Source organism: Pseudomonas sp. RT4P38 (assembly GCF_054897765.1).
In genome coordinates, this window is the sequence record NZ_CM142703.1 from 2,731,419 (window position 1) to 2,753,694 (window position 22,276).

Genomic DNA, 22,276 nt, shown 5'->3' on the forward strand with positions numbered 1-22,276 from the left:
AAATTCTGGAAGGGCGAAAACAGCATCGACCAGCAGAGCTGGCCGATGCTTGAGACGGTCGGCCTGAATCAGGCGACCGGCTGACGCCAGTCATCGGAACCCGAAGTACCGGATACTTCGTGGGTCCAGGTGATTTTGCGGTAGGTGAATTGCACTTCTTCCAGGTGAGTGAAGTGCGAGTTCGACGGATCCTGGCAGTTGTGCATTTTGTTGTTGATGGCGACGATGATCGCGTCTTCCAGTTTGGTGGTGTAGTAGTGCTCTTGGGTACCTTGAGCCGAGGTGCGGTACCACTGGATAACGATTTCGCTCATGCGCTCGCCGGAGGTCAGAGCCGCCTGCAGCAGTGGCGAAGCCTTGTCGTATACCTTGGTGATCACGACTGGCTTGTGTACGCGCTGACCGGTCGGTTGGCCGGACTGCGGGTCACGCGGGATGATCACGTCGTGGCTGAACGCCTGAACCATGACCTGGTCTTCGTGACCTTCCTGGTAGGTGTTGCCAACCGAGTCGGCAGTGAACGCGCCGGCAGTGATCAGACCTTGTTTCTCGCCAGTGACGGACATATACGCTGGTGTAGCCATGGATGCTCTCCTTGCTAAATAGTGAGGGTGCCCGGGAGGCGGTATCGCCCGGTGGGTGCCTGACTGTTATCAAGGTCCGTGCCATAAACGGTTAATGCTATATAAATCAAGTGGTTGAGATGTTTTTCAGCGTTTGTGGAGAATTTTTGGCAGAGCTCGCCTGTGAATGTGCGCAAGAAGTTGCGCAGTACTGCGCAACTTCTTGCGCACTTGGCTGGAGCGCCTGACTGGCCGGGAGATCAGCGCCCCGGGAACGGCTTTCGCAGCGTTGAGTGCGCAACTTCTTGCGCATCAAGGCGGTTAGCCATCATCCGGGTGACCAATCGTCTTGTTGGCCGAAAACCTTTAGCAGAACCGCTAGGGTGACAGGTGCAACGAAGAGTGCCGCCTGGAGGTCAAACTCAGCGCCGAGATGAATGCACATCTGCGAACTCAAGGAGAACGAGATGAAAATCCTGATGGTTTTAACGTCCCACGATCAATTGGGTAATACGGGTAAGAAAACCGGCTTCTGGCTGGAAGAATTCGCCGCTCCGTATTTCGCCTTCAAAGACGCCGGCGCTCAGCTGACCCTGGTCTCGCCCAAGGGCGGCCAACCGCCGCTGGACCCAAAAAGCGACGAGCCGGACGCGCAAACCGCGGCCACCGAGCGCTTTCGTAAAGACTCCGCCGCCAAGTCCGCATTGGCGTCTACCGCTTTGCTGAGCAGCGCGAGAGCTGAAGATTACGATGCGATTTTCTACCCGGGCGGCCATGGCCCACTGTGGGATTTGACCGAAGACAAAATTTCGATCGCCCTGATCGAGGCGTTTTACAAGACGGGCAAACCGGTCGCGGCCGTCTGCCACGCACCGGGTGTGTTGCGTCACGTCAAGGGTGTGGACGGCCAGCCGCTGCTCAAAGGCAAGCGCGTGACGGGCTTCACCAACTCTGAGGAAGAGGCTGTGCAACTGACGGACGTCGTGCCGTTTTTGGTGGAGGACATGCTTAAGGAGAAGGGGGGTGTCTATTCCAAAGGTGCTGACTGGGCGAGCTATGTGCTCACAGATGGTTTGCTGATCACCGGTCAGAATCCGGCGTCGTCTGAGGCCGCCGCCGAGGCGTTGTTGGCGAAGCTGAACTAAAATCAAAAGATCGTCCGAAAGCACTCGAGGCTTCGGACGATCTTTTTGAGGCGTTAACGTTTAATCGCCCAATGCGGCGAAACATTCCTTGATCGAGCGCCGCTGCGTCTCGGCGTACAACGCCAGCTCATCAACCGTCGATCGCCCCAGGGCCTTCTCGAACACCTGCCGGTTCGAATGCACGCCATAGTGGGTTTGCGCCGCATCCCCCAGGTTCGACTGAAAAATTCCCGCTGCGCTAACCGGCAGGAAATCTTCGTACACCAACGGTTCAACCCGCAAATACCCGCCGCTGAGCAAATCCTCCAGCGACAACGATTTCAGCTCATCGGCCCCCAAGCCTTTTTCCGTGACGAAGTAGCGAAAGTACGCCAGTTCCTGTTGGCGCATGCCTTCGTAGGTGTCAGGAAATTCGCTGAAGTGCTGCGCCATCAGCGCGTTGTAACGTGCGGCATTGCCCTCATTGGGAAAGTCCTTGAGTTCGTCCCGGACCGCATTGAGCAAGCGGTCGTAAAGCGTCCGGCCCTTGGGGGTGAGTGCGGCGCCGCGTTGCTCGATTTCGCCGAAACGGGCGCTGTGGCTGCCGCGAGTCTCGGTTTGATCGGTGAAGGAGACAGGTTCGTCCAGGGCTTTGAAACTGGTCTGGCGCAGCAGAATCGGGCACTGACGGCGGGGTGGGCCTTCGATCACCGCTTTGGGGGTGATGCCATGGGCAGGCATTTGCGCCTGGACGATGTCGATGTCCAGGGTGCGCGGCGTCAGGTGGTTGATATGCGGGCCTGTGAACGCCACCACGTCGGCGATCAGGCGATGCTGGGCGATAAGTTTGCGGTACTGCTCGGCGGTGACGGTGGCGCTGTGGTGCCAGCGGAACGTTTCCAGCGCCTGCTCGACGAAGTTCCGGGCCTCTTGTTCGGTGAGGCCTCCCCGGGTTTCGGCGCGATCGATGAGGGTCAGCGCGGTGGGCGTGAAGATCGAACGCTTATCCAGCACCGATTGGGCGAACGCTCGCAGTTCCAGGTCGTCGATCAGTTCCAGGCGCAGCAGGGAGGTGAAGACCCGGAACGGGCTGACCTGCAACGCCGCCTCATGCACCGCGCGAAAAGCCGTGGAGTGCACCGGCACGCCGGCCGGGGTCAAGTCGTAATAACCCACCGGCTGCATGCCCATCACCGCAAACAGACGGGCGAGGGTCGCCAGTTCATCGGCAGTGCCGACGCGGATCGCGCCATGCCGCTCCAGGTCCAGGCGCTGGATTTCGCCGGTGCTGTCCAACTGTCGGGCGATCTGCGGATTGCTGTCCAGCACATGGCGGTTGGTCTGTTCCACCAATTCCATCAGCGTGCCGTACAGCGGCACTTCTTCGCGGTACATGTCGGACATCGCTTTGGAGAAGCGTTGGCGGATCAGGTCAGGGCTGATGAAGTTCGGGTGGCTCATGAAAAATTCCTGGTGCGGTGACGTAAAGGATGCGAGAAAAGATCGCAGCCTTGCGCGGCGCCGACAAACGAAGAATCTTACGAACTTCATTCTGCAAAGGACTGCTGGTTCAGTGCAGCCGCTGATCCTGGGGGCTTTCCGAACGCAGCGATGCCAAAAACTCCCGATATAACCGTGCTGTGTTCGTGGGCTGTTCCACCATCGGCATATGACCGGTGTGGTCCCAGACTTCCACTCGCAGATCAGCGATGCCTTTGCTCCAGATCGCCACGCTGCTGACATCGATCAAGCGGTCCTTGTGCCCCCACAGCAACAGCGCCTGGCACTTGATGTCGGGTAGTTTCGGCTCCATCGGCGGGCTGGCGCGCAATTCCGTGAAGATTTCTTCCAGTTCCTCGCATTGCTGTTCATAGCGTTGGGCGATGGCGTCCAGTACCACCTTGGGCACCCACGGTGGTTCGGCCATGGTCATGGCGTAGAAACGCTGGAATTCTTCCCGTGAATGAATAAGGAACGGGTTGTGGCCCTTGGCCAAATGTCGCTCCAGGTCGCTGACTTCGGGGGCGGTGACGCCCGCCGGGTCGATCAGGGCGACCGAAACAATGCGATCGGGATACGTGGCCGCGAGCCACGCCGCCATGTAACCGCCCATCGAGTTGCCGATCACATGGACTTTCTCGACGCCGCAGACATCGAGCAACTGGATCATCCGCTTGGCCTGCAAAGGAATGTCGTAGCCGCCGCCCGCCTTGAAGCCGGTTTCGCCATGGCCGGCGATGTCGGGGATGATCACCCGGTAGCTGCCGACAAAGTGCCGGGCAAAACGCAGCCAGATGTTCTTGTCGGCGCTGAAACCGTGGAGCATCAGCACACTGCTGGACGCTTCGTACGGCCCGCCTTGCCAGGTCGAAACGGTCATTTCGGCGATCGGCACAACAATTTTGTGCAGTCGATACAGCTTCGCCTCTACAGACATGCTCAAGTCATAGAGCCAATGACCGATGGCCGGGTAACTCAACCAGCTCCAGGCCACGAAAACTGCGATTGCGACAACCAACACAAGCATCAGGCATCTTCCTTTTACGTGATCAGGACAGAATGTGATCGGCGGGTTTCAGCGCCCGGGTCAACCAGTGATAGCTGAAACTGAACCCCGGAAACATCGCAATCACATGGCCGCTCTTGCTTTGATACCAACTGTGGCAGCCCCCGGACTTCCATACGGCGCGTTCCATCTCCCGGTGGATCATTTCAGTGTAGGTACGTTCTGCTTCGGGGCGTACTTCGATGCTGCGCAAACCGTGTTCTTTTAACGTGCGGATGCAATCAAGAATGTAATTCATCTGTGATTCGATGATGAAATGCGCCGAGGTGGGGCCGATGCCCGTGTTGGGGCCGGTGACGATAAACAGATTGGGGAAGTCCGGCAGGCTGGTGCCGAGATAGGCCCGCGGGTACTGCGCCCAGAAATCGCTGAGTTGCTTGCCGTTTTTTCCGGTGACCGGGTAGGAAATCACCCCATCGGTGGCGTCGTAACCGGTGGACCAGACGATCAGGTCCAGGTCGATGTGTTGGCCGTCCTGGGTGACGATGCCGGTTTCGTCGATGGAAACGATGCCTTGCTCGCGGCTGTGTAGCGTCACATTACTGCGACCGAGTGCCGGGTACAGGGTGCTCGAGACGATTATCCGTTTGCAGCCGATTGCGTAATCCGGCGTCAGTTTTCGCCTCAGTTCCGGATCGGGCACTTGCCGTTTGAGAACGCGAAGTGCGTGTTGCTGGACCAAACGGATTGCTGGCCGTGAGTATTTGAAGGCAATCACTCGGGTTTCATGCCTTTGCTGGCGGTGTGCACCGCCCAGCGTTTGCCGTCGTCGTCCCATTCGATGCGCTCGACATTGGCCTGCAGTTCCACCTTGTCTCGCAAGCCGAAGTGCTCCACCACGTAGTGGGTGTAGTGGGTGTAGTGGGTGTAGTGGTGCAGTTCGGCCTGTTCGGCGAACATTTGCGTCCAGCGGTAGGGCGCGAAGGACAGCGAATAGAGCGGCGAGGGCACGTCGACCGCGGCACCTGGGTAGGTGTTTTGGCACCAGGTGCCGCCGAAAAAGTCCCGCCGTTCCAGCAGGCGGAAATCACTGATGCCTACCTTGAGCAAATTGATCGCCGCGCACTGGCCGCCAAAACCGCTGCCGATGATCAACACTTGAAAGGTTTGCATGAGCCTCCTTCTTTATCGTTTTGATCGAACCCTCCTTTCATGTATAGCCAAACATTGGGCGCCCGCCTCATGGCTATGCCTGGGTATTCAGACCGCCAGCCGGTGATGGCTATTTGCCGTTGCCCTGATAGACTCTCACCACACTTGAAACCTTGTGTTTTCAGGTTCCGTTCTGTGGCGCAGAGGCTCCTATGGGAAAAACGGGAGGAAAAGGACTTTCACTGGCCAGGAGGCTTTATACATCGCGAATCCTGGGATTAGCTTTGGGGCTGTTGCTCGTGAGCGCGGCGATGTATCCACTCAACCCGGCACCGTGGGTCTGGGTGGCGATGCTGCTCAACGCCGTACTCTGGCCGCACCTGGCTTATCAATGGGCGCGCCGCGCGCAAGTGCCTTATCACGCCGAACACCGCAACCTGCTGGTGGACGCCTTTCTCGGCGGCTTTTGGGTCGCTGCCATGCAGTTCAATCCGCTGCCCAGCGCGACGACCCTGGCCATGATGGCGATGAACAATGTGGCCATTGGCGGTTTGCGTTTCCTGTTGGCGGGAACCGTGGCGCAGATTCTCGGGATAGGTGTCGGACTGCTGATTTTCACCCCCGCATTCATCCCGCAAACCAGCCAAATGCAGCTGTATGCCTGCCTACCCTTAATGTGTTTGTATCCGCTGGCATTGGGCTGGATCTGCTTCCGCCAGGCTCACACCCTCGGCCGACAAAAGCGTGAGTTGCTGGCCCTGAGCCGCACCGACAGCCTCACCGGCCTGCTGAACCACGGCGCCTGGAAGGATCAACTGGAAGTCGAATTCCAGCGTTGCAAACGTCAGCAGCAGGGCGGGGCGATTGCGCTGATCGACATCGACCATTTCAAAACCATCAACGACACGTACGGCCACGTTGCCGGGGACATCGTCCTGCGTCAGTTGAGCAAAATGCTCAAGCTGAACCTGCGCGCGGCTGATGTTGCCGGGCGCTACGGTGGCGACGAGTTCTGCGTGATCCTCCCGGACCTTCCGCTCACGAGCGCTGCGGCCGTCATGGATGCCCTGCGTGATCGCTTCGCCACCTTGGGCTACGAGCAGAGCCCGGCGCTGACAGTCAGCCTGAGCATCGGCCTGGCCGCCTTCGACCCGGCCCACACCGACGCGACGCTGTGGCTCAACGACGCCGACCTGGCACTCTACGAAGCCAAAGCCACCGGTCGCAACCGCGTCATCTGTTGCGGCAATGGCAAACCGCATCTCCAATTACTTGATTCGGTCTGAAACGTGATCGTTCCCACGCTCCTGCGTGGGGATGCAGCCCCGGGTGCTCCGCGTCCCCTCTTCGGTTTTAAGTGTCGCATTCGATCTAGAGCCTTGCGCCGTAGTCAGGTAGGGTGTTTTTCACCCCCCGACACGAAACAAGGATCGATTCATGACGTTCAATCTCCCTCGCTCCCTGCTGGCCACCAGCCTTGGCCTGACCCTCGCCCTCGGCGCTTTTGCTCCCGCAGTTTCCGCCGAACCGCACAAACAAGTCCTCGCCGATTCCGAACAGTACAAGGGCGAAGCCCTGAAGTTACTGGAACGTTTGGTAAACATCGACTCCGGTTCCGGCTATGAGCCGGGCCTGACGAAAGTCAGCGACATCGCCATCGACGAACTGAAGAAACTCGGCGCGACCATCGAACGGGTGCCCAATACCCCGGACAAAAGCAGCCACGTGATCGCGACCCTGAAAGGCACGGGCAAGGCGAAAATCCTGCTGATGGCGCACATGGACACCGTCTTCAAGGAAGGTTCGGCCGCCGAACGTCCGTTCCACATCACGGACGGTCGCGCCTACGGGCCGGGCGTGATGGACGACAAGGGCGGCATCGTTGCCGGGATCTATGCGCTGAAAGTCCTGAAAAACCTCGACTTCAAGGACTACGCGCAAATCACCTTCCTGCTCGACGCCAGCGAAGAAACCGGCTCTGACATCGCCACCGACCTGATCAAGAAAACCGCCAAGGCCCATGACGTCACCCTCAACCTCGAACCCGGGCGCCCGGCGGATGGCCTGGTGGTGTGGCGCAAAGGCAGTGCCACTGCAGTGGTCGAGGTCAAGGGCAAGGCGGCTCACGCCGGGGTCGCGCCAGAGCTGGGACGCAACGCCGCCATGGAAGCGGCGCACCAGATTTTGCAGCTCGGCAAACTGGGCGACGCAGAGAAGAAAACCACCATCAACTTCACCGTGCTCAAGGCCGGCGACCGCACCAACGTGATTCCGGATCAAGCCACCGCCAAGGCCGATGTGCGGGCGGCGGTGCCGGAGGAGTTTGACCGGATCGAGAAGGACCTGGCTCGGGTATCGAAAGACAAGCTGATTGCTGACACAGAAGTCACCACCACACTTCAGCGTGGGTTGCCGCCGATGCCGCAAACGCCGGAATCCGATCGGTTGATGGCCATGGCTCAGGGGATTTACGGGGAAATTGGCCGTAAGTTGACGGAAGAGGGAAGTGGTGGGGCGGCGGATGCAAGCCTGTCAGCGGGTGTGGGTACGCCGACGCTGGATGGGTTCGGGATTGTTGGCGGGAATATTCATACGCCGGAGGAATACGCGGAGGTTGAGAGCGTGGCGCCGCGGATTTATCTGTTGTCGCGGATGATTATGGAGTTGGCTAAGGCTCACTGATTTGCGTGCGGTTTGGGGGTGGTGATGGGTCAGTTGGATTGACCCCTCACCCTAACCCTCTCCCCAGAGGGGCGAGGGGACTGACCGAGTTGTTTTGGCTATTTACTGCGACCTGAGAGATTGAGTCGAACTTGGATTCGGCCAACAGCAAATCACTTAAAAATCGCATTCAACTCGCTCGTTCACGTCGCCGGATTCCTCAAGAAACCCACGGTCAGTCCCCTCGCCCCTCTGGGGAGAGGGTTAGGGTGAGGGGTGTTTTTCCCGCCGGACACCGCCGCCAAAACCACCCCACAACTTTCCAAGACGTTTCCTACAACGTACCCTGTTGCCGCGTTTCGGCATCGACCCCTATAGTTCGGGCTCGCGGAAAACACCGCGAACGACCTTGGCCGGTCGGTCACCCCAAACGCATCAGCGTCATTGTTTAGACCTTTTTATGTCTGAACATCGTGTTATGGCAGCTGTGCGCGGGACACCCTCGGGTGTGCCGGATTTAGGGTGTGCCGGTCGGCCAACCTGCACACAGCTGCCACCTAATTCGCTTGGCCGCGAACGGTGGTTGCTCTATTTGGAGTTACACCCATGTTCGACCAAGTCATGCCCCGTTACCTCCCCATCGACACCTACGACGCCGAAACCCCGGTGCTCTTCATCAACACCCACAAAGAACTCAGCGACATCGCCGCTTGCGCTGCGCATCGATTCACCGTGGTTCGTGATCTGGCGGACACCTTGTCCAGCCTGAACCTCAAAGACATTTCCGATTGCGATCTGACGCGCGTTACCCGGGCGGTTCATCTGCTGATGCGCGAAGGCTGCGCAATGCTGAATGTGGTTCAGGCGCGGGCGTTGCAGCGGGAGGTGGAGTTCAAGACTCCGGCCTGACAGGCGAGTGAGTTCTGTGGCGAGGGAGTTAAGCTCCGTCGCCACCGGTAAACAATCTCGCTGTAGTTACTCCTTAACGCTCATAAACTCTTCCGCCCAACGGATGTATTCCTCAGGCTGCGTATAGGTGTGGGTCAATTCGGTCGCATTCAGGTCCGACGCCTGAGTAAAGATCTGCCGTTGTTCCCGCAGGCTGTCATACGTGGCCTTGATCGCGGCGAAGTAGGCGCCGTGGCCGTCGATGGTGACCCGCACGCCCAGTTCGGCCAGGCGTTTATCGTCACGCAACAGTGGATTGCCGTAGGTGACCAGCATCAGCGGCACGCTCAGGTGCTCGGCGATCTGTTCCAGTTGGTCAAAGTCCTGCACACCCACCATGCAAATCCCGTCCGCACCGGCCTGTTGGTAGTGCTTTGTGCGGCTGATGATTTCCTGAATCGGCAAAATCCCCGCGTTGGTGCGGGCAATGATCGCCATCTCCGAGTCGACCCGGGCTTCCAGCGCCGCACGAATCTTGCCGACGCCTTCCGCCACCCCGATCAGGTCGGTGGACTTGCGGCCGAACTGGGCCGGCAGCAGCGTGTCTTCGATGGTCAGGGCGGCCACGCCGGCGCGTTCGAGTTCGACAATGGTGCGCATGACGTTGAGTGCGTTGCCGTAGCCGTGGTCGGCGTCGGCGATGACCGGCAATTGGGCAACACGGCCGATGCGGGTGGCCTGCTCAGCGAACTCGCTGAGGGTGATCAAGGCAAAGTCGGGTGCGCCCAGTACCTGCAAGGACGCAACCGAACCGCCCAGGATCCCCACTTCGAAACCCAGGTCAGCGGCAATACGGGCCGACATCGGGTCGAAGACCGACGCCGTGTGATAGCAGGCGTTGGAAGCGAACAGCTTGCGAAAGTTACGGCGTAAATCTTGATGAGAAAGCCTGGACATATGAGTTCCACCACTGCAATGGGAATGGAAGGGCTTGAGCAAAAGTGTCAACGCCGAAGGAACAAAAGGCTAGCACGCGGGCGGGGGGAAGATGATGACGAATTTGCAAGACGTGTGATCAACACACAAGTGTGCGGGAGGGTTTAAACACCGATCACGCCGCCACCGCTTGCTGCTGTTGATTGAGCAACGGCACGGCGCGCACCGAGTTGCCGGGTTGCAGTTGCAGGCGTTTGGCGGTGAGGCGGTCGACGATCAGACTGTTACCCACCTGTCTGGCCTGGGCGGCGGTGATGCGGCAGTTTTCCAGGCGACGGTTGTGGATCATCCATACCGGAGCCTGCTCGTCGGGCGTGCCGATGGCCAGCATCAGCGGTTGGCTGTCGCGCACGGTACGGATACTCGAGACCGGGGCTTCAATCACCGGGCCGGCGTCGAAGATGTCGATGTAACCCTTATGGGCAAACCCTTCGGCGGTGAGGATTCTCAGCGCCGGTTCCGTGTTCGGGTGCGCCTTGCCGATCACGGCCTGGGCCTGTTCGGTGAGCAGGCAGGTGTAGAGCGGTTGGCGTGGCATCAGTTCAGCGATGAACGACTTGCTGCCCAGCCCCGACAAGTGATCGGCGTGGCTGAAATCCATCTTGAAGAAGTGCCGGCCCAGGCTGTCCCAGAACGGTGAACAGCCATGTTCGTCAGCGCTGCCACGCAGTTCAGCGATGAGTTTGTCACCGAACAGGTGCGGAAACTCGGCCACAAACAACAAACGTCCCAATGACAGCAATCGACCGTTACTGCCCTGGCGTTGATCGGGTCGCAGAAACAGCGAGCAAATCTCCGATTGGCCGGTCATTTCATTGTTCAGGAACAACGTCGGAATCTGTCGCCGGATACCCAGGTCCGGTGACGAACTGACCGTGAGCCCGACCCGGTAGTTGTACCAGGGCTCGCGCAGGCCCACGGCGCCCACCAGGGCACTGACGCCCACCAGTTGCTGATCGTCGTCTTCGAGCACGAAGAGGTAATCGGCATCGGCGCGTTCGACCTGTTCGGCGAAGGTTCGTTGGGCCCAGCGCACCCGGTGGCTCAGGCGTTCCTCGTTGGCCGGCAGGGTGGTGAAGCCGGGGCCGGCCTGGTGCACCAGGTTCAGCAAGGCGGGCAGGTCGGTGACGTGAACCGGGCGGACAATCATGATGCAACTCCTTCTGCACGCCCGCTCGGGCGCTGTCGTTGGGCGCGGGGCCGGGTGATGCTCACAGGGCGATCAGCCGGATCGGGCTGCCTTCGGTCACGTTCAGGGCGGCGCACATCTCGGCGCTCACCCCCACAGGTTGCCCGGCCTGGTAATTCAGATCGGCGACGATGGCGCGATAGTCCTTTAGCGAATCGTTGCTGACCAGAAAGCTGCCGCGTGCGTCGATGGACGAATCCAACCGAGCCGTGCCGGCCTGGCTCTGGGCGATAGAGCGAATGCCGGGGGTGCGCGCATACAGCGTCGGACCACCGTCGAACAGGTCAATGTAGCTGTTGGTCTCGAACCCTTCGCGCTCGAGGATATCGAAGGCCTCCTGGCCGTCGGGGTGGATACGGCCGATGCAGTCCTGCGCGGCCAGGGGCAGCATCGGCACGTAGATCGGGTATTGCGGCATCAGTTCGGCGAGGAAGGTTCGGCTTTCCAGGCCGCAAAGCCGCTCGGCCTCGACGTAGGGCAGGTCGAAGAAATGCTTGCCCACCGCATCCCAGAACGGCGAGTGCCCTTCATCGCTGCTGAAGCCGACAATTTCGGTGATGACGGCTTCGGAAAAGCGCTGCGAGTGGGCGGCGATGAACAATAGCCGCGCCCGGGACAGCAGTTCAGAGAACCGTGTTCGCACCAGCGCTGCGTCAATATGAAAACCTCGCAGCAAGGTATGGCCACTGAGGTCGTGACACAACGACAGCGCGGGCACGCCGTGCTCGATGTTCAGCTCCCGCGAGGCGCTGGTGAAGTGCCGGTTGCGCAGGCTGTAGAACGGCTCGCTGAAACCGGCGGTGGCAAGGATCTCCGAGCAGCCGACCAAGTGCTCTCGGGTCAGATCTTCCAGCACGAAGAAATAATTCTCCGGGCCATGACCCTCAACGTCTTTTTCGAATGAGGCGCAGGAGTCGAGAATCTTCTCGCGCAGGCATTCAGTGTCGTCCGGCAAAGACGTGACGCCTACCAGACTGTCGCGCGCCAGTTGCTGCAACTGGGGCAGGTCGGTTAACTCGACTGGGCGTAAGACCAGCATGGATGCACTCCTGTATCAAAGGGTTCGGCGGTTGGTACCGAACCTGACTATCACTGTCGGTTTCCACGCGATATATCGGCGGTCGCCTGAATTGTTGTCAGACGCCGCTCTTTTTCTTGTCAGACGTTGCTTGGGTCGGACAGTACCGTACGGGTGCCCAGTTTGTTGAGTACAAACAGGTAGACCAGGCCCAGGGCAATCCAGATCAGGCCGAGTTTCTGTGCATCGACGCCCATGTTGTACATGATTGCCGCGACGATGATGAAGCCGATCACCGGGCAGATCAGGTGACGGATCACCTGGCCGGATTTTTGCCGACGCCAGTAGTAGTTGATGACCGTCAGGTGCAGCAACATGAAACCGCTCAGTGCGCCGAAATTCACCAGCGAGGTGAGGGTGTCCACCGAGTTAATGAACAGGTAGCAGATCACCAGCGACAGCACGGCCACCAGGTAGATGCTCACGTACGGCGTGTTGTGTTTGGGGTGAACCTTGGCCAGTACCTTTGGCAGCTTGCCGTCCCGGGCCATGCCGAACAGCAGACGAGACACTGCCGCTTGGGAGGTGATTGCCACCGCTACACCCCAGGCCAGCGCCGTCGCCACGGCGGTCAGGGTTGCCAGCCAGCTGCCGGCCGCGAGTTCAGCGATTTCATAAAAAGCCGTGTCGGCCGATTTGAAACCCATGCCGGCCGCCAGGTCTGTCGCAATCCAGGTCTGCACGACGAAAATCACGCCCATGACCACCAACGTAATTAGCGCTGCTTTGCCGACGCTGCGGCCCGGGTCACCCTTGATCTCTTCGGCGAGGGTGGAAATCGCATCGAAACCGAGGAACGACAGCACCGCAATCGACACCGCTTGCATCAGCAGGGCGAAGTTGAACGTTTCGGGGTTGTACAACGGCGCCAGTGTCAGCTGACCGTTACCGCCGCCACTGTGCAGCGCGTTCCAGGCGTAAAACAGGAAGATCCCCAGCACCACCAGTTGCGCCAGCAGAAAGATGATGTTCATCCGCGCGGTGAAGGTGATGCCCCGCAAGTTGACGAACGTCGCACTGACCAGGAAGGCCAGGATGAAACCGACCTTCGGAATGTCCGGGTACAAATGATTCAGCGCCATGGCCGCGTACACATACAGCAGCGGCGGAATCAGCAGGTAATCAAGGAGCATCAGCCAACCGGCGATAAACCCTACGTGCTGGTTCAGGCCCCGCTGGGCGTAGGAGTAAACCGAGCCAGCAATCGGAAAGGCTCGAGCCATGCTGCCGTAACTCAGGGCAGTGAAGAGCATCGCCACCATGCCGATGATGTAGGCCAGCGGTACCAGCCCCGGCGCTTCGGCGTTGACGTAGCCATAAACACCAAACGGTGCGATGGGGATCATGAAGATCATCCCGTACACCACCAGGTCGGTCAGCGACAGGCTGCGTTTCAACTCTTGCTTGTAGCCAAATTCTTCTAGTTCCATGAAGCCATTCTCCTTGGGATGAAAGCAGCTGCAAGCTGCGAGTTTGAAGCGATTCCTTTACAACAGCGGCGCCAGGTATTCGGTAAAGCGATTGACGTCTTCAGGCGTACGCAGCAGGTCGTTGCGTACCTCGATCAACACCGACTCCAGGCCTCGTGCATCGCCGTGGACCGGCACGGTCATATCGCCCAGCGGGTTGATTTTGTACGGCTCATTACCGGCAACCTTCAAAGGGTGCTGGCTCAAACCGTCAATCAAACGCTGGGCATAGGTCGTGGCTTGCCCATACAACACGCCGATTTCCAGCATGCGTGGCTGGCCGTGATAGACCGGCGTGAAACTGTGAATGCCCACCACCCGTACCGGCCGCCCTTGAGCGACACGTTGGTCAATCAAGGTGTGCAGTCGAGCATGAAAGGGCTCGAACAGGCATTGCCGACGGTGCTCGCGGGTGGCTTCGTCCAGATCCCGGTTGCCCGGTACCTGATAAATCTCGCTCTGCGCCGGAATGCTGTCCGGGGCTTGGCGCGGTCGGTTGAGGTCGACCAACAGTCGCGAATATTTGGCCGCCAACAGCGTTGCGCCCAATGCCTGCGACAAACCCTCGGCCAGCGCCAGGGCACCGATGTCCCAGGCGATGTGGTCGCGGGCCGCCTCGTGACTCAAGCCCAGGTCATTTAACCCGGCCGGGATAAAACAGCTGGCGTGTTCGCACACCAGAATCAACGGGTGCCCGGAGTCTTCCCGGCTCAGGGTGTACGCGGGCTCGGTGTAAAGACCGAGCTCAGCAGATTCAGTACAGGCGCGCATAGTGCTCACAGCGTTCGGCGGGCGACAGCTGTTCCGTCAGCGTCAGTTCCTCGTTTTTAAGGGCAAAGTAGGTGTCCAGCAACGCGCTCGGCAGGGCTTCGATCAGTGCCTCGCTGTTGCGCAGGCAGTCCAGGGCCTGGGCAAGGGAAGCGGGCAGGGCGACGATGCCGCGCGCCTGGCGTTGTTCTTCGTTCAGGGAGTCGGGGACTTCATCGGTGATGGCGTTCAAGGCCAGGCGTTGCTCGATGCCCAACCGACCGGCAATCAGCAGCGCGGCCATGGCCAGGTGTGGCGAGGACGTGGCGTCCATGGCGCGAAATTCCAGGTTGTATTGCGTCGCCACCGATTTGCCGCCCAGGCTCGTCGTCGGGCAGATTCGCAGCGCCGCTTCGCGGTTGCGTTGCCCGAGGCATGCATAGGACGCGCTCCAGTGATGGGGTTGCAAACGCTCGTAGGACACCGGCGTCGGTGCGGTAAACGCACAGAGCGCTGGCAGGTAATGCAGGATGCCGGCGGCCCAGTGCTGGCCGAGGGTCGACAAGCCATTGGTGGTGCCGGCGTCGTACATCACCGGTTGGCCGGCCAGGTCCAGCAGGCTGACGTGCAGGTGCACGCCGTTGCACACCGCCTGCTCCGAGGCCTTGGGCGCGAAGCTCAAGTCCAGGCCCATTTGCCTGGCGATCTCGCGGGTGATTTCACGAACGTTCACCGCGCGGTCGGCAGCGGCCACCCCAAGGGTCGGGCGACAGGTGATTTCGTATTGATGCTTGCCGTACTCGGGCAGGAACATTTCCGGTTCGACGCCACCGGCGCGCAGGGCGCTGAGCAGCCAACCGCCAAACTCGGCACCCTGACGCTGGGCTTGCAGAGAAAACGCCAGGTGTTCAACTTCGCCGGCGTTCACGTTGAATTCATGCTCGAACGCTGCATTGACCTGCAAACCCAGCTCGGCGCCATAACGCTCTACCTCGTTGCGCAACAGCGTACGCGGGCAAGCACCCCACGGGCGGCCATCGGTTTCGCGAATGTCACTGTGAATAAAATCCAGCGCCGGGGCGTCGGGATCCGGTCCGTTATTGACCGTCACTCGGCTGGCCAGATCGGGCATCAGCCGCAAATCGCCATAAGCGCCCCACGGGTTGGTGGAGGCGATGATGTCTTGCGGGGTCAGGGCACTGTTGGCCGGCACCCAGCCACACCCCGCCCTTTGATAGTGCTCGAGTTCGTCCGTGGGAAAGGAGCGCCCGCGAGTCACGCCAATCAGGTCGGTGGTGACGAGGGTGGTCATGGACAGTGGTAACAGATGCTCGCTCATGGCTGCATCTCCTGCAACCGGCCGAGCACGGTCTGGGTGTCGGTGATCCAGCAGTAACCCTTGATTGCATTCAGGCAGGCCTGATGCCGCTCGGCGGTGTAAGTCGCGCAGGCATCTTCCACCAGCGTCACGAGGTAACCGCGGTCGGCGGCATCACGCACGGCCATGTCCACGCACTGGTCGGTGACGATGCCGGCGATGATCAGGTGCCGCGTCCCGAGGTTGCGCAGCACGTAGTCGATGTTGGTGGAGTTGAAGACCCCGGACGAGGTCTTGGGCAGCACGATTTCGTTTTCTGCCGGGGTCAGGTCGTCGATGATCCGCGCTTGCGGGCTGCCCTTGGGCAAGTGCATGTCCGAGAGTTTGTGGTCCAGCGAGCGGTCGCGGCCATCAGCGGTGAGGCTTTCGATGATCGTGTGTAGCACGTTTTGCCCGGCGTTGCGAAAAGCGCTGAGCAGCCGGCGTTGATTGGGCATCACCTGCAGGCGGGCGCGGGTCAGGAAGTACTCGGCGTCCGGCCCGTTGAGGTGCGGGTCGAACTGCGGCTCAAGCCAGGCGCGTTGCATGTCCACCAGTAACAGCGCGGTGTGATCGGTGACGAACGGCAAATCCCGAGGCGAGTGGTGGGGGAGCGTGAACATCCTTATTTTTCCTCCAGCAGGTGGGTGTCGAAGTCGGTCCGCAGGGCGTCGATGCCTTCCAGGCGAACGGCCAGATCCGGACTGCGCAGGGTCAGGCAGGCAATCAGCGCCTCGACCTGAGCCAGCGCTGGGACCATGGAGTCAAAGGCCGACACCGATTCCACCGGCGCACTGATAATCAGGTCGGCCATTTCCCGCAGCGGTGAAGCATAGATGTCAGTGAACAACACCACGCGTGCATATCGACTTTTCGCCGCATTGGCCACGCGCAGGGCCTGTGATTGGTAGCGACGATAGTCGAATACCAGCACCACGTCCTGACGCTGCACGTCGAACAATCGGTCTGGCAGTTGCGCGTTGTCCTCCAGCGCGAAACAGCCAGGACGCAACAGGCGCAGGTGGTTGAGCAAATAATTGGCGAGGAAACTGCTGAAGCGCCCGCCGAAGCAATGTACCTGATGGCGGGTGTCGAGCAGCCATTCCACCAGAATCCGCACATCTTCGGGCTGGGTCAGGGCGTGGGTGTCCACCAGCGCGCGATGGCTGTCCGCCAGATAATGGCTCCAGGCGTCGCCTTTCGGAAGATGAGAACGAGGCTGCAACAGGGTGCTGGGGGAACGGAGGCGGTGGTCCATGTCGCTGAGCAGGGCATCCTGGAAATCGGCATAACCGCTGAAACCCAGTTTTTTCACCAGCCGCACGATGGTGGGGTCGCTGACACCGGCATGTTCGGCCAAACGTGACATCGGGCCCAGTCCGTTACGCGGGTACTGGTCCAGCAAGGCACGTATGACTTTGCGTTCTGACGGCGTAAGTTCCAGGCCGGGATCGGTGATCAGGTCTCTGAGAGAAGGCATCCGGGCTCCTGCTGGATGGATATGTCGGTTTCATTTCATAAATTGCTAAAACAGTATTTATGTAGCGGACTCAACATGTCTAGTGAATTTTTCAATGGTTTTTTAAAGCCCCAAAACAGGGCGAAAACCCCGTGGGCCGTGGGCTACATGGATGTCGACTGAGTGTGTAGGTCATCGCCCATAGTGGTGTCGGATATCGCCGATTCTTTGAGGTGAAATAAGTTTTCGATCTTGTATGACTGGATCAAACGAAACGCCCTGGATCGCGCTTCTTGCGGCACAATTGGGCAATTGTCGCGGCGTGGCGCCGCTTTCCATTCCCATCGACCGAGTGATCCTTCGTGCAGGCAACCTGTTTGACCCTGATGTGCCACGCTCGAACTGTCGCACAGAAATTGGCGCGTTTTCCTACGAATGAGCCGTTGGAAATGGATTGGCAATCGGCAAGGGGATCTCGTAGTGCTCAGTTCAAAGGGACGCCGCGACTGGTGTGTGGACCTGAACTGAGAACTCGACAAACCGCCGAGCTGTTCGGCAGCGACGTGGAGGTTGTCTGCGCACTGAGGGATTGCGATTTCGGGAACTGGAAAGGCGCGCGGATCGACGATCTGCAAAAATCCGCAGCCGAAACGCTGCAGATCTGGTTCGATGACCCGAATTCGGCACCCCACGGTGGCGAGTCGGTGGCGCAACTCGGTGAGCGGGTGGCCGCTTGGCTGAAAGCGCTGGAGGCAACACCGGGGCATATCGTTGCCATCACCCATCCGTTTGTCATTCGCGCCGCGCTGACGCAGGTGCTGCAAGGCGCAGCGTTTAACCTGATCGACGTTGAACCGCTGTCGGCCATCGAGTTGCGGTTCAACGGCCGCTGGCGCCTGCGCTTGCTGGGCACTGACCCCGAGGGAACACGTTGATGAAAAAACTTCTGGTCATCGGCATCGGTGCCGGCAACCCCGACTACATCACGATGCAAGCCGTGAAAGCGCTGAACCTCGTCGACGTGTTTTTCCTCATGGACAAGGGCCAGAGCAAAGACAAACTGATCGACCTGCGCCGCGAGATCTGCGAGCGCTACATCACCGATCGCGACTACCGCTTTGTCGAAGCCCACAGCCCGGAGCGCGAGCGTGGTGATGTGGACTACAAGGCCAGCGTGGAAGACTTGAACCTGGCCAAGCAGCAGACCTTCGAACGGCTGATCAACGAGGAAATGAATGACGACCAGTGCGCCGGTTTTCTAGTGTGGGGCGATCCGGCGCTGTACGACAGCACTGTCCGGATCTTGCAGGCGATTCTGGTCTCCGGTCGGTGCGTCTTCGAGTTCGAAGTGATTCCCGGCATCACCAGTGTCCAGGCGCTGGCGGCGCAGCATAAGGTGCCACTGAACCGCATTGGCCGCTCGATTGAAATCACCACTGGTCGGCGCCTGGCGGCGGGGCAGGTGAGCGATGCCGACAGCCTGGTGGTGATGCTGGATGCGGAGGATTCCTACCATCGGGTGGCGGATCAGGAGACAGAGATTTACTGGGGGGCCTACCTCGGGACGCCGGATGAGATTTTGATCAGCGGCAAGCTCAAGGAGGTGGCGGATGAGATCGAACGGGTGCGCAAGGCGGCTCGGTTAGCCAATGGGTGGATTATGGATACCTATTTACTGCGTAAGCCTTGAGAAAATTGGTGTCTGGGCTGCCCTCATCGCGAGCAAGCTCGCTCCCACATTAGACCGCATCCGTCCAGACAACTCGGTCAACTGTGGGAGCGAGCTTGCTCGCGATGAGGCCCTCAAACACACCTCAAATTATTGCTTTAACCCCACGTCCAAACCGCTCCCGATACACCGACGGCGGCACGCCGACCACCCCACGAAACGCCACCCGAAAACTCTCCACCGAGCGATACCCACAGCGTTGGGCAATCTGGTCGGTGTTCTGATTCGTGCTCTCTAGCAGCTCGCGGGCCCGGCCCAGGCGCTCATGCTGCAACCAGGCTTTAGGCGGCATGCCAGTGGCTTCGGTAAACCGACGCAGAAACGTCCGTTCACTCATGGCCGCTTCACTCGCCAGCTCGCGAACCTCCAGCGGTTCGTGCAAACGCTCGCGTGCCCACTGCATGACGCGCGACAAATCGCTACGTGGCGTAGGACTGACCGGTGTCGGAATGAACTGCGCCTGGCCGCCGGTGCGTTGCGGCGACATCACCAGCCGCCGCGCCACCGAGTTGGCCACTTGCGTACCGAAATCCCGCGCTACCAAGTGCAGGCAGGCATCGATACCGGCAGCGCTGCCGGCCGAGGTGATCAGCTGACCTGAATCGACGTAAAGAACGTCCGCGTCCACCAGAATGTTCGGAAAACGCTCTGCCAACTCAGCGGTGTAACGCCAGTGCGTCGTGGCGCCGCGACCGTCGAGCAAACCGGTGGCCGCCAGCACGAACACGCCCGAGCAGATCGACAGCAGCCGCGCGCCCCGTGCATGGGCTTGGCCCAGGGCCGCGATCAATGCGTCAGGCACCGGGGCGCTGCGATCACGCCAGCCGGGAATGATGATGGTCCGGGCGTCCTCGAGCAGTTCCATGCCGCCATCGGCCAGCACCTGAATGCCGCCCATGGCGCGCATCGGGCCTTGATCGACAGCGGCGATCCGATGCTCGTACCAAGGGAAGTCGAACTCCGGACGTGCCAGGCCGAAGATCTCCACGGCGATGCCGAATTCGAACGTACAGAGGCCGTCGTAGGCCAGAATAGCGACCAATCCAGGGGTGGGCTGCATTTGGCGGAAAGTTCCCGGTGAGTGTCTTGTGCGCCACTGTAGCCGCAAGCGTCGGGCGGATAAAGTCTTCTCACACCCACCGAGACTTTGGAGTACAGCCCATGACCAGCCTGGTCCGCGAGATTCCCGCCGCCCCATCGGCCATCGCCTTGATGCATTTCAGCAACCGTCTGACGTTCGAAACCGATTGTTCCGACGTCCATGGCAGTCAACAGGCCGGCGAGGTGGATTTTGTCTTGGTGGACGTGCGCGGTCCGCTCGCCTTTGAACGTGGCCATGTGCCGGGAGCGATCAATATACCGGGGCGACTGCTGACCGCTGAAGGTCTGGCGGCTTACCCGAAAACCAGCTTGTTCGTGGTGTATTGCGCCGGGCCCCACTGCAACGGCGCCAACAAGGCCGCAGTGAAACTGGCCGCGCTGGGTTACCCGGTCAAGGAAATGATCGGCGGGGTGACCGGGTGGCTGGATGAAGGGTTTGAGTTGAGCACTGCGGTGCAACGGTCGGTGAATGCTGTGATCGGCTGCGAGTGCTGATCAGGCTGTAGCCTGCGCCATCCACCACCCATCCAGCGTCGCCTGCAACCACTCGAACACGGTTGCGTAGGCTGCGCTGTCCTGTTGCCCCCGGGGCAGCGGTGACTCGTCGGCAAAATGCGTATTGAGCGTCGCCACTGATTCAGCATTCCACTCCGGATGAAACTGCAAACCCACCCGCGTCGGCCCGACGCAATACATCTGCTGCGCGCAGTGATCACTGCTGGCCAGCAACTGCGCGTTGGGCGGCAGGTCGATGGCGTCTTCGTGCCATTCCAGCACCTGCAACGTCTGGCCATCGACAAAGGTCACGGGCGTCCATCCGGTTTCCGTGCAATCCATCCGCCGCACATTCCCGCCCAGGCTCAACGCCAGCAGCTGCGCCCCCAGACAAATCGCGAACACTGCCGCGCCTTGATCCAGACTGCCCGCTAACCACTGACGTTCGGCTTCCAGCCAGGCCGGCCCGCCGTTGGATTCATAAGGCCCGCCTAACAGGATCACGGGTGCCACACTGACTGGCGGCAATTGGCCGAGGTCGGCGCGAAAGACGTTCAGCGTCAGTCCTCGGGACTTGGCCCAGTCGGCAATGGCGCCCGGACCTTCGGCGGGGTGGTGCTGGATCAGATTCAACGTTGGCATCAGGGCTCACTTGTAGTTTTGCTTGTAGGTTTTGTCTGAAAAAATGGCTTGTCCTACAGCCTTTGCACCGGCTTGGCGCACGCTTCAAGGGGCTTGAATTCGCCGGCCACTTTTCTATAAGTATTTGTCGCTTAAACACAATTTGCGCTCCTGAAGCCGCTCTAGACTGCCGGCCACTTCGGTGCTCTCCAACTGGACGCAGCCTACCGAAAGCTGCCAATAAAAGCCTTCGCATACAGGAGTTATAAATGAAGAAGCTAGTGATGTTCGGTGCCCTGGCACTGTCGATGTTGTCCCTGACGACTGTGGCCGAAGACGCCAAGCCGATCCGCCTCGGTATCGAAGCCGGTTACCCGCCATTCTCGATGAAAAGCCCTGACGGCAAACTCACCGGTTTCGACGTGGACATCGGCGACGCGCTGTGCGAGCAGATGAAAGTGAAGTGCACCTGGGTCGAGCAAGAGTTCGACGGCCTGATTCCGGCCCTGAAGGTCAAGAAAATCGACGCGATCCTGTCGTCCATGACCATCACTGACGATCGCAAAAAGAACGTCGATTTCACCATCAAGTACTACCACACCCCGGCGCGCTTCGTGATGAAGGCCGGCACCGACGTCAAAGACCCGTTGACTGAGCTCAAAGGCAAGAAAGTCGGTGTGCTGCGCGCCAGTACCCACGACCGCTTCGCCACTGAAGTGCTGGTGCCGGCCGGTATCAATCTGGTTCGTTACGGTTCCCAGCAGGAAGCCAACCTGGACATGGTCGCCGGTCGTCTCGATGCGATGCTGGCCGACTCGGTCAACCTGGATGACGGTTTCCTGAAAACCGACGCCGGTAAAGGCTTCGCTTTCGCGGGCCCGACCTACGAAGACGCCAAGTACTTCGGCGGCGGCGCCGGTATTGCTGTGCGCAAGGGTGATAAAGAGCTGGCGGACCAATTCAACACCGCCATCACCGAAATCCGCGCCAACGGCAAGTACAAGCAAGTGCAAGACAAGTACTTCGACTTTGACGTTTACGGCCAGTAATCACGCCGTTCAAAAAAGTGGCAACCGTTGACGCGGTTGCCATTTTTTTTATGCCTTCATGATTTATTCTGCGCAGAACACGAATACAGGAG

General features: G+C 59.9%; 21 protein-coding genes and 1 pseudogene. 8 read left to right on the forward strand and 14 right to left on the reverse strand.

Translation table 11 applies throughout. The annotated features are described in order from the left end of the window. Positions 1-68: 68 nt before the first annotated feature. Positions 69-584: an Hcp family type VI secretion system effector gene (locus ACYZT7_RS12770; protein ID WP_054051032.1), complete on the reverse strand. Its 516-nt coding sequence runs from the start codon at positions 582-584 to the stop codon at positions 69-71. 446 nt (positions 585-1,030) lie between these two features. Here ACYZT7_RS12770 and ACYZT7_RS12775 point away from each other — a divergent pair, with 446 nt between their 5' ends. Further along, on the forward strand, positions 1,031-1,708 hold the full coding sequence (locus ACYZT7_RS12775) for a type 1 glutamine amidotransferase domain-containing protein (RefSeq protein WP_462041281.1): 678 nt from the start codon (positions 1,031-1,033) through the stop codon (positions 1,706-1,708). Between the two features lie 60 nt (positions 1,709-1,768). On the opposite strand, the gene hglS is transcribed toward ACYZT7_RS12775, so the two are convergent. The 3 genes and pseudogenes from hglS to ACYZT7_RS12790 form a co-directional block, all read right to left on the reverse strand. Continuing rightward, positions 1,769-3,148 carry a 2-oxoadipate dioxygenase/decarboxylase HglS gene (hglS, locus tag ACYZT7_RS12780; RefSeq protein ID WP_462041282.1) on the reverse strand — a complete coding sequence of 460 codons (1,380 nt, stop codon included), beginning with the start codon at positions 3,146-3,148 and terminating at the stop codon, positions 1,769-1,771. A 109-nt stretch (positions 3,149-3,257) separates the two neighbouring features. Continuing rightward, positions 3,258-4,214, reverse strand: a complete 957-nt coding sequence (locus tag ACYZT7_RS12785) for an alpha/beta fold hydrolase (protein WP_462041283.1) — start codon at positions 4,212-4,214, stop codon at positions 3,258-3,260. Between the two features lie 22 nt (positions 4,215-4,236). Further along, a pseudogene (locus ACYZT7_RS12790) lies at positions 4,237-5,366 on the reverse strand (flavin-containing monooxygenase). Positions 5,367-5,557: 191 nt separating this feature from the next. On the opposite strand from ACYZT7_RS12790, the gene ACYZT7_RS12795 reads away from it, so the two are divergent. The 3 genes from ACYZT7_RS12795 (at position 5,558) to ACYZT7_RS12805 (ending at position 8,915) form a co-directional block, all read left to right on the forward strand. After that, the gene (locus tag ACYZT7_RS12795) at positions 5,558-6,631 is read left to right on the forward strand and encodes a diguanylate cyclase (RefSeq protein WP_462041284.1); all 1,074 of its coding nucleotides are present in this window, start codon (positions 5,558-5,560) and stop codon (positions 6,629-6,631) included. Positions 6,632-6,782: 151 nt separating this feature from the next. Beyond that, entirely contained in the window at positions 6,783-8,027 is a 1,245-nt protein-coding gene (locus ACYZT7_RS12800; RefSeq protein ID WP_462041285.1) for a M20/M25/M40 family metallo-hydrolase, read from the forward strand. Positions 8,028-8,612: 585 nt separating this feature from the next. Continuing rightward, positions 8,613-8,915, forward strand: a complete 303-nt coding sequence (locus ACYZT7_RS12805; protein ID WP_033053983.1) for a hypothetical protein — start codon at positions 8,613-8,615, stop codon at positions 8,913-8,915. Between the two features lie 66 nt (positions 8,916-8,981). On the opposite strand, the gene ACYZT7_RS12810 is transcribed toward ACYZT7_RS12805, so the two are convergent. The 8 genes from ACYZT7_RS12810 to ACYZT7_RS12845 form a co-directional block, all read right to left on the reverse strand. Further along, a complete protein-coding gene (locus ACYZT7_RS12810; RefSeq protein ID WP_462041286.1) occupies positions 8,982-9,851 on the reverse strand; it encodes an isocitrate lyase/PEP mutase family protein in 870 nt (289 codons plus the stop codon). 154 nt (positions 9,852-10,005) lie between these two features. Beyond that, on the reverse strand, positions 10,006-11,040 hold the full coding sequence (gene astA / locus ACYZT7_RS12815; protein ID WP_462041287.1) for an arginine N-succinyltransferase: 1,035 nt from the start codon (positions 11,038-11,040) through the stop codon (positions 10,006-10,008). A 61-nt stretch (positions 11,041-11,101) separates the two neighbouring features. Continuing rightward, positions 11,102-12,118, reverse strand: a complete 1,017-nt coding sequence (locus tag ACYZT7_RS12820) for an arginine N-succinyltransferase (RefSeq protein ID WP_462041288.1) — start codon at positions 12,116-12,118, stop codon at positions 11,102-11,104. Between the two features lie 119 nt (positions 12,119-12,237). Next, positions 12,238-13,587: an APC family permease gene (locus ACYZT7_RS12825; RefSeq protein ID WP_462041289.1), complete on the reverse strand. Its 1,350-nt coding sequence runs from the start codon at positions 13,585-13,587 to the stop codon at positions 12,238-12,240. 57 nt (positions 13,588-13,644) lie between these two features. Next, positions 13,645-14,397, reverse strand: a complete 753-nt coding sequence (locus tag ACYZT7_RS12830; protein WP_462041290.1) for an N-formylglutamate amidohydrolase — start codon at positions 14,395-14,397, stop codon at positions 13,645-13,647. After that, positions 14,381-15,712 (reverse strand): type I glutamate--ammonia ligase, encoded by a 1,332-nt coding sequence (locus tag ACYZT7_RS12835; RefSeq protein ID WP_462041291.1) that lies wholly within the window; start codon positions 15,710-15,712, stop codon positions 14,381-14,383. Before ACYZT7_RS12835 ends, ACYZT7_RS12830 begins: the two co-directional genes overlap by 17 nt. Further along, complete coding sequence (locus tag ACYZT7_RS12840) at positions 15,709-16,353, reverse strand: cysteine hydrolase family protein (RefSeq protein WP_462041292.1); 645 nt, start codon at positions 16,351-16,353, stop codon at positions 15,709-15,711. Before ACYZT7_RS12840 ends, ACYZT7_RS12835 begins: the two co-directional genes overlap by 4 nt. Positions 16,354-16,355: 2 nt before the next feature. Continuing rightward, on the reverse strand, positions 16,356-17,210 hold the full coding sequence (locus ACYZT7_RS12845; RefSeq protein ID WP_462041293.1) for a MurR/RpiR family transcriptional regulator: 855 nt from the start codon (positions 17,208-17,210) through the stop codon (positions 16,356-16,358). Between the two features lie 341 nt (positions 17,211-17,551). On the opposite strand from ACYZT7_RS12845, the gene ACYZT7_RS12850 reads away from it, so the two are divergent. Both ACYZT7_RS12850 and cobF read left to right on the forward strand, forming a co-directional pair. Then, positions 17,552-18,124: a histidine phosphatase family protein gene (locus ACYZT7_RS12850; protein WP_462041294.1), complete on the forward strand. Its 573-nt coding sequence runs from the start codon at positions 17,552-17,554 to the stop codon at positions 18,122-18,124. Next, positions 18,124-18,879 (forward strand): precorrin-6A synthase (deacetylating), encoded by a 756-nt coding sequence (gene cobF, locus ACYZT7_RS12855; protein WP_462041295.1) that lies wholly within the window; start codon positions 18,124-18,126, stop codon positions 18,877-18,879. Before ACYZT7_RS12850 ends, cobF begins: the two co-directional genes overlap by 1 nt. Positions 18,880-19,003: 124 nt before the next feature. On the opposite strand, the gene ftrA is transcribed toward cobF, so the two are convergent. After that, positions 19,004-19,978, reverse strand: coding sequence for a transcriptional regulator FtrA (gene ftrA, locus ACYZT7_RS12860; protein ID WP_462041296.1), 975 nt, complete (start codon positions 19,976-19,978; stop codon positions 19,004-19,006). A 101-nt stretch (positions 19,979-20,079) separates the two neighbouring features. Between ftrA and ACYZT7_RS12865 the strand changes: the two genes are divergently transcribed. After that, positions 20,080-20,514 carry a rhodanese-like domain-containing protein gene (locus tag ACYZT7_RS12865; RefSeq protein ID WP_462041297.1) on the forward strand — a complete coding sequence of 145 codons (435 nt, stop codon included), beginning with the start codon at positions 20,080-20,082 and terminating at the stop codon, positions 20,512-20,514. On the opposite strand, the gene ACYZT7_RS12870 is transcribed toward ACYZT7_RS12865, so the two are convergent. Further along, on the reverse strand, positions 20,515-21,156 hold the full coding sequence (locus tag ACYZT7_RS12870; protein ID WP_462041298.1) for a type 1 glutamine amidotransferase: 642 nt from the start codon (positions 21,154-21,156) through the stop codon (positions 20,515-20,517). Between the two features lie 248 nt (positions 21,157-21,404). On the opposite strand from ACYZT7_RS12870, the gene ACYZT7_RS12875 reads away from it, so the two are divergent. After that, positions 21,405-22,184 carry an ABC transporter substrate-binding protein gene (locus tag ACYZT7_RS12875; RefSeq protein ID WP_462041299.1) on the forward strand — a complete coding sequence of 260 codons (780 nt, stop codon included), beginning with the start codon at positions 21,405-21,407 and terminating at the stop codon, positions 22,182-22,184. Positions 22,185-22,276: the final 92 nt, after the last annotated feature.

What these genes read in the sequence shown, in the direction of transcription:
- ACYZT7_RS12770 (WP_054051032.1), bottom strand. Translation starts at nt 584, where the DNA reads ATGGCTACACCAGCGTATATGTCCGTCACTGGCGAGAAACAAGGTCTG.
- ACYZT7_RS12775 (WP_462041281.1), top strand. Translation starts at nt 1,031, where the DNA reads ATGAAAATCCTGATGGTTTTAACGTCCCACGATCAATTGGGTAATACG.
- hglS (WP_462041282.1), bottom strand. Translation starts at nt 3,148, where the DNA reads ATGAGCCACCCGAACTTCATCAGCCCTGACCTGATCCGCCAACGCTTC.
- ACYZT7_RS12785 (WP_462041283.1), bottom strand. Translation starts at nt 4,214, where the DNA reads ATGCTTGTGTTGGTTGTCGCAATCGCAGTTTTCGTGGCCTGGAGCTGG.
- ACYZT7_RS12795 (WP_462041284.1), top strand. Translation starts at nt 5,558, where the DNA reads ATGGGAAAAACGGGAGGAAAAGGACTTTCACTGGCCAGGAGGCTTTAT.
- ACYZT7_RS12800 (WP_462041285.1), top strand. Translation starts at nt 6,783, where the DNA reads ATGACGTTCAATCTCCCTCGCTCCCTGCTGGCCACCAGCCTTGGCCTG.
- ACYZT7_RS12805 (WP_033053983.1), top strand. Translation starts at nt 8,613, where the DNA reads ATGTTCGACCAAGTCATGCCCCGTTACCTCCCCATCGACACCTACGAC.
- ACYZT7_RS12810 (WP_462041286.1), bottom strand. Translation starts at nt 9,851, where the DNA reads ATGTCCAGGCTTTCTCATCAAGATTTACGCCGTAACTTTCGCAAGCTG.
- astA (WP_462041287.1), bottom strand. Translation starts at nt 11,040, where the DNA reads ATGATTGTCCGCCCGGTTCACGTCACCGACCTGCCCGCCTTGCTGAAC.
- ACYZT7_RS12820 (WP_462041288.1), bottom strand. Translation starts at nt 12,118, where the DNA reads ATGCTGGTCTTACGCCCAGTCGAGTTAACCGACCTGCCCCAGTTGCAG.
- ACYZT7_RS12825 (WP_462041289.1), bottom strand. Translation starts at nt 13,587, where the DNA reads ATGGAACTAGAAGAATTTGGCTACAAGCAAGAGTTGAAACGCAGCCTG.
- ACYZT7_RS12830 (WP_462041290.1), bottom strand. Translation starts at nt 14,397, where the DNA reads ATGCGCGCCTGTACTGAATCTGCTGAGCTCGGTCTTTACACCGAGCCC.
- ACYZT7_RS12835 (WP_462041291.1), bottom strand. Translation starts at nt 15,712, where the DNA reads ATGAGCGAGCATCTGTTACCACTGTCCATGACCACCCTCGTCACCACC.
- ACYZT7_RS12840 (WP_462041292.1), bottom strand. Translation starts at nt 16,353, where the DNA reads ATGTTCACGCTCCCCCACCACTCGCCTCGGGATTTGCCGTTCGTCACC.
- ACYZT7_RS12845 (WP_462041293.1), bottom strand. Translation starts at nt 17,210, where the DNA reads ATGCCTTCTCTCAGAGACCTGATCACCGATCCCGGCCTGGAACTTACG.
- cobF (WP_462041295.1), top strand. Translation starts at nt 18,124, where the DNA reads ATGAAAAAACTTCTGGTCATCGGCATCGGTGCCGGCAACCCCGACTAC.
- ftrA (WP_462041296.1), bottom strand. Translation starts at nt 19,978, where the DNA reads ATGCAGCCCACCCCTGGATTGGTCGCTATTCTGGCCTACGACGGCCTC.
- ACYZT7_RS12865 (WP_462041297.1), top strand. Translation starts at nt 20,080, where the DNA reads ATGACCAGCCTGGTCCGCGAGATTCCCGCCGCCCCATCGGCCATCGCC.
- ACYZT7_RS12870 (WP_462041298.1), bottom strand. Translation starts at nt 21,156, where the DNA reads ATGCCAACGTTGAATCTGATCCAGCACCACCCCGCCGAAGGTCCGGGC.
- ACYZT7_RS12875 (WP_462041299.1), top strand. Translation starts at nt 21,405, where the DNA reads ATGAAGAAGCTAGTGATGTTCGGTGCCCTGGCACTGTCGATGTTGTCC.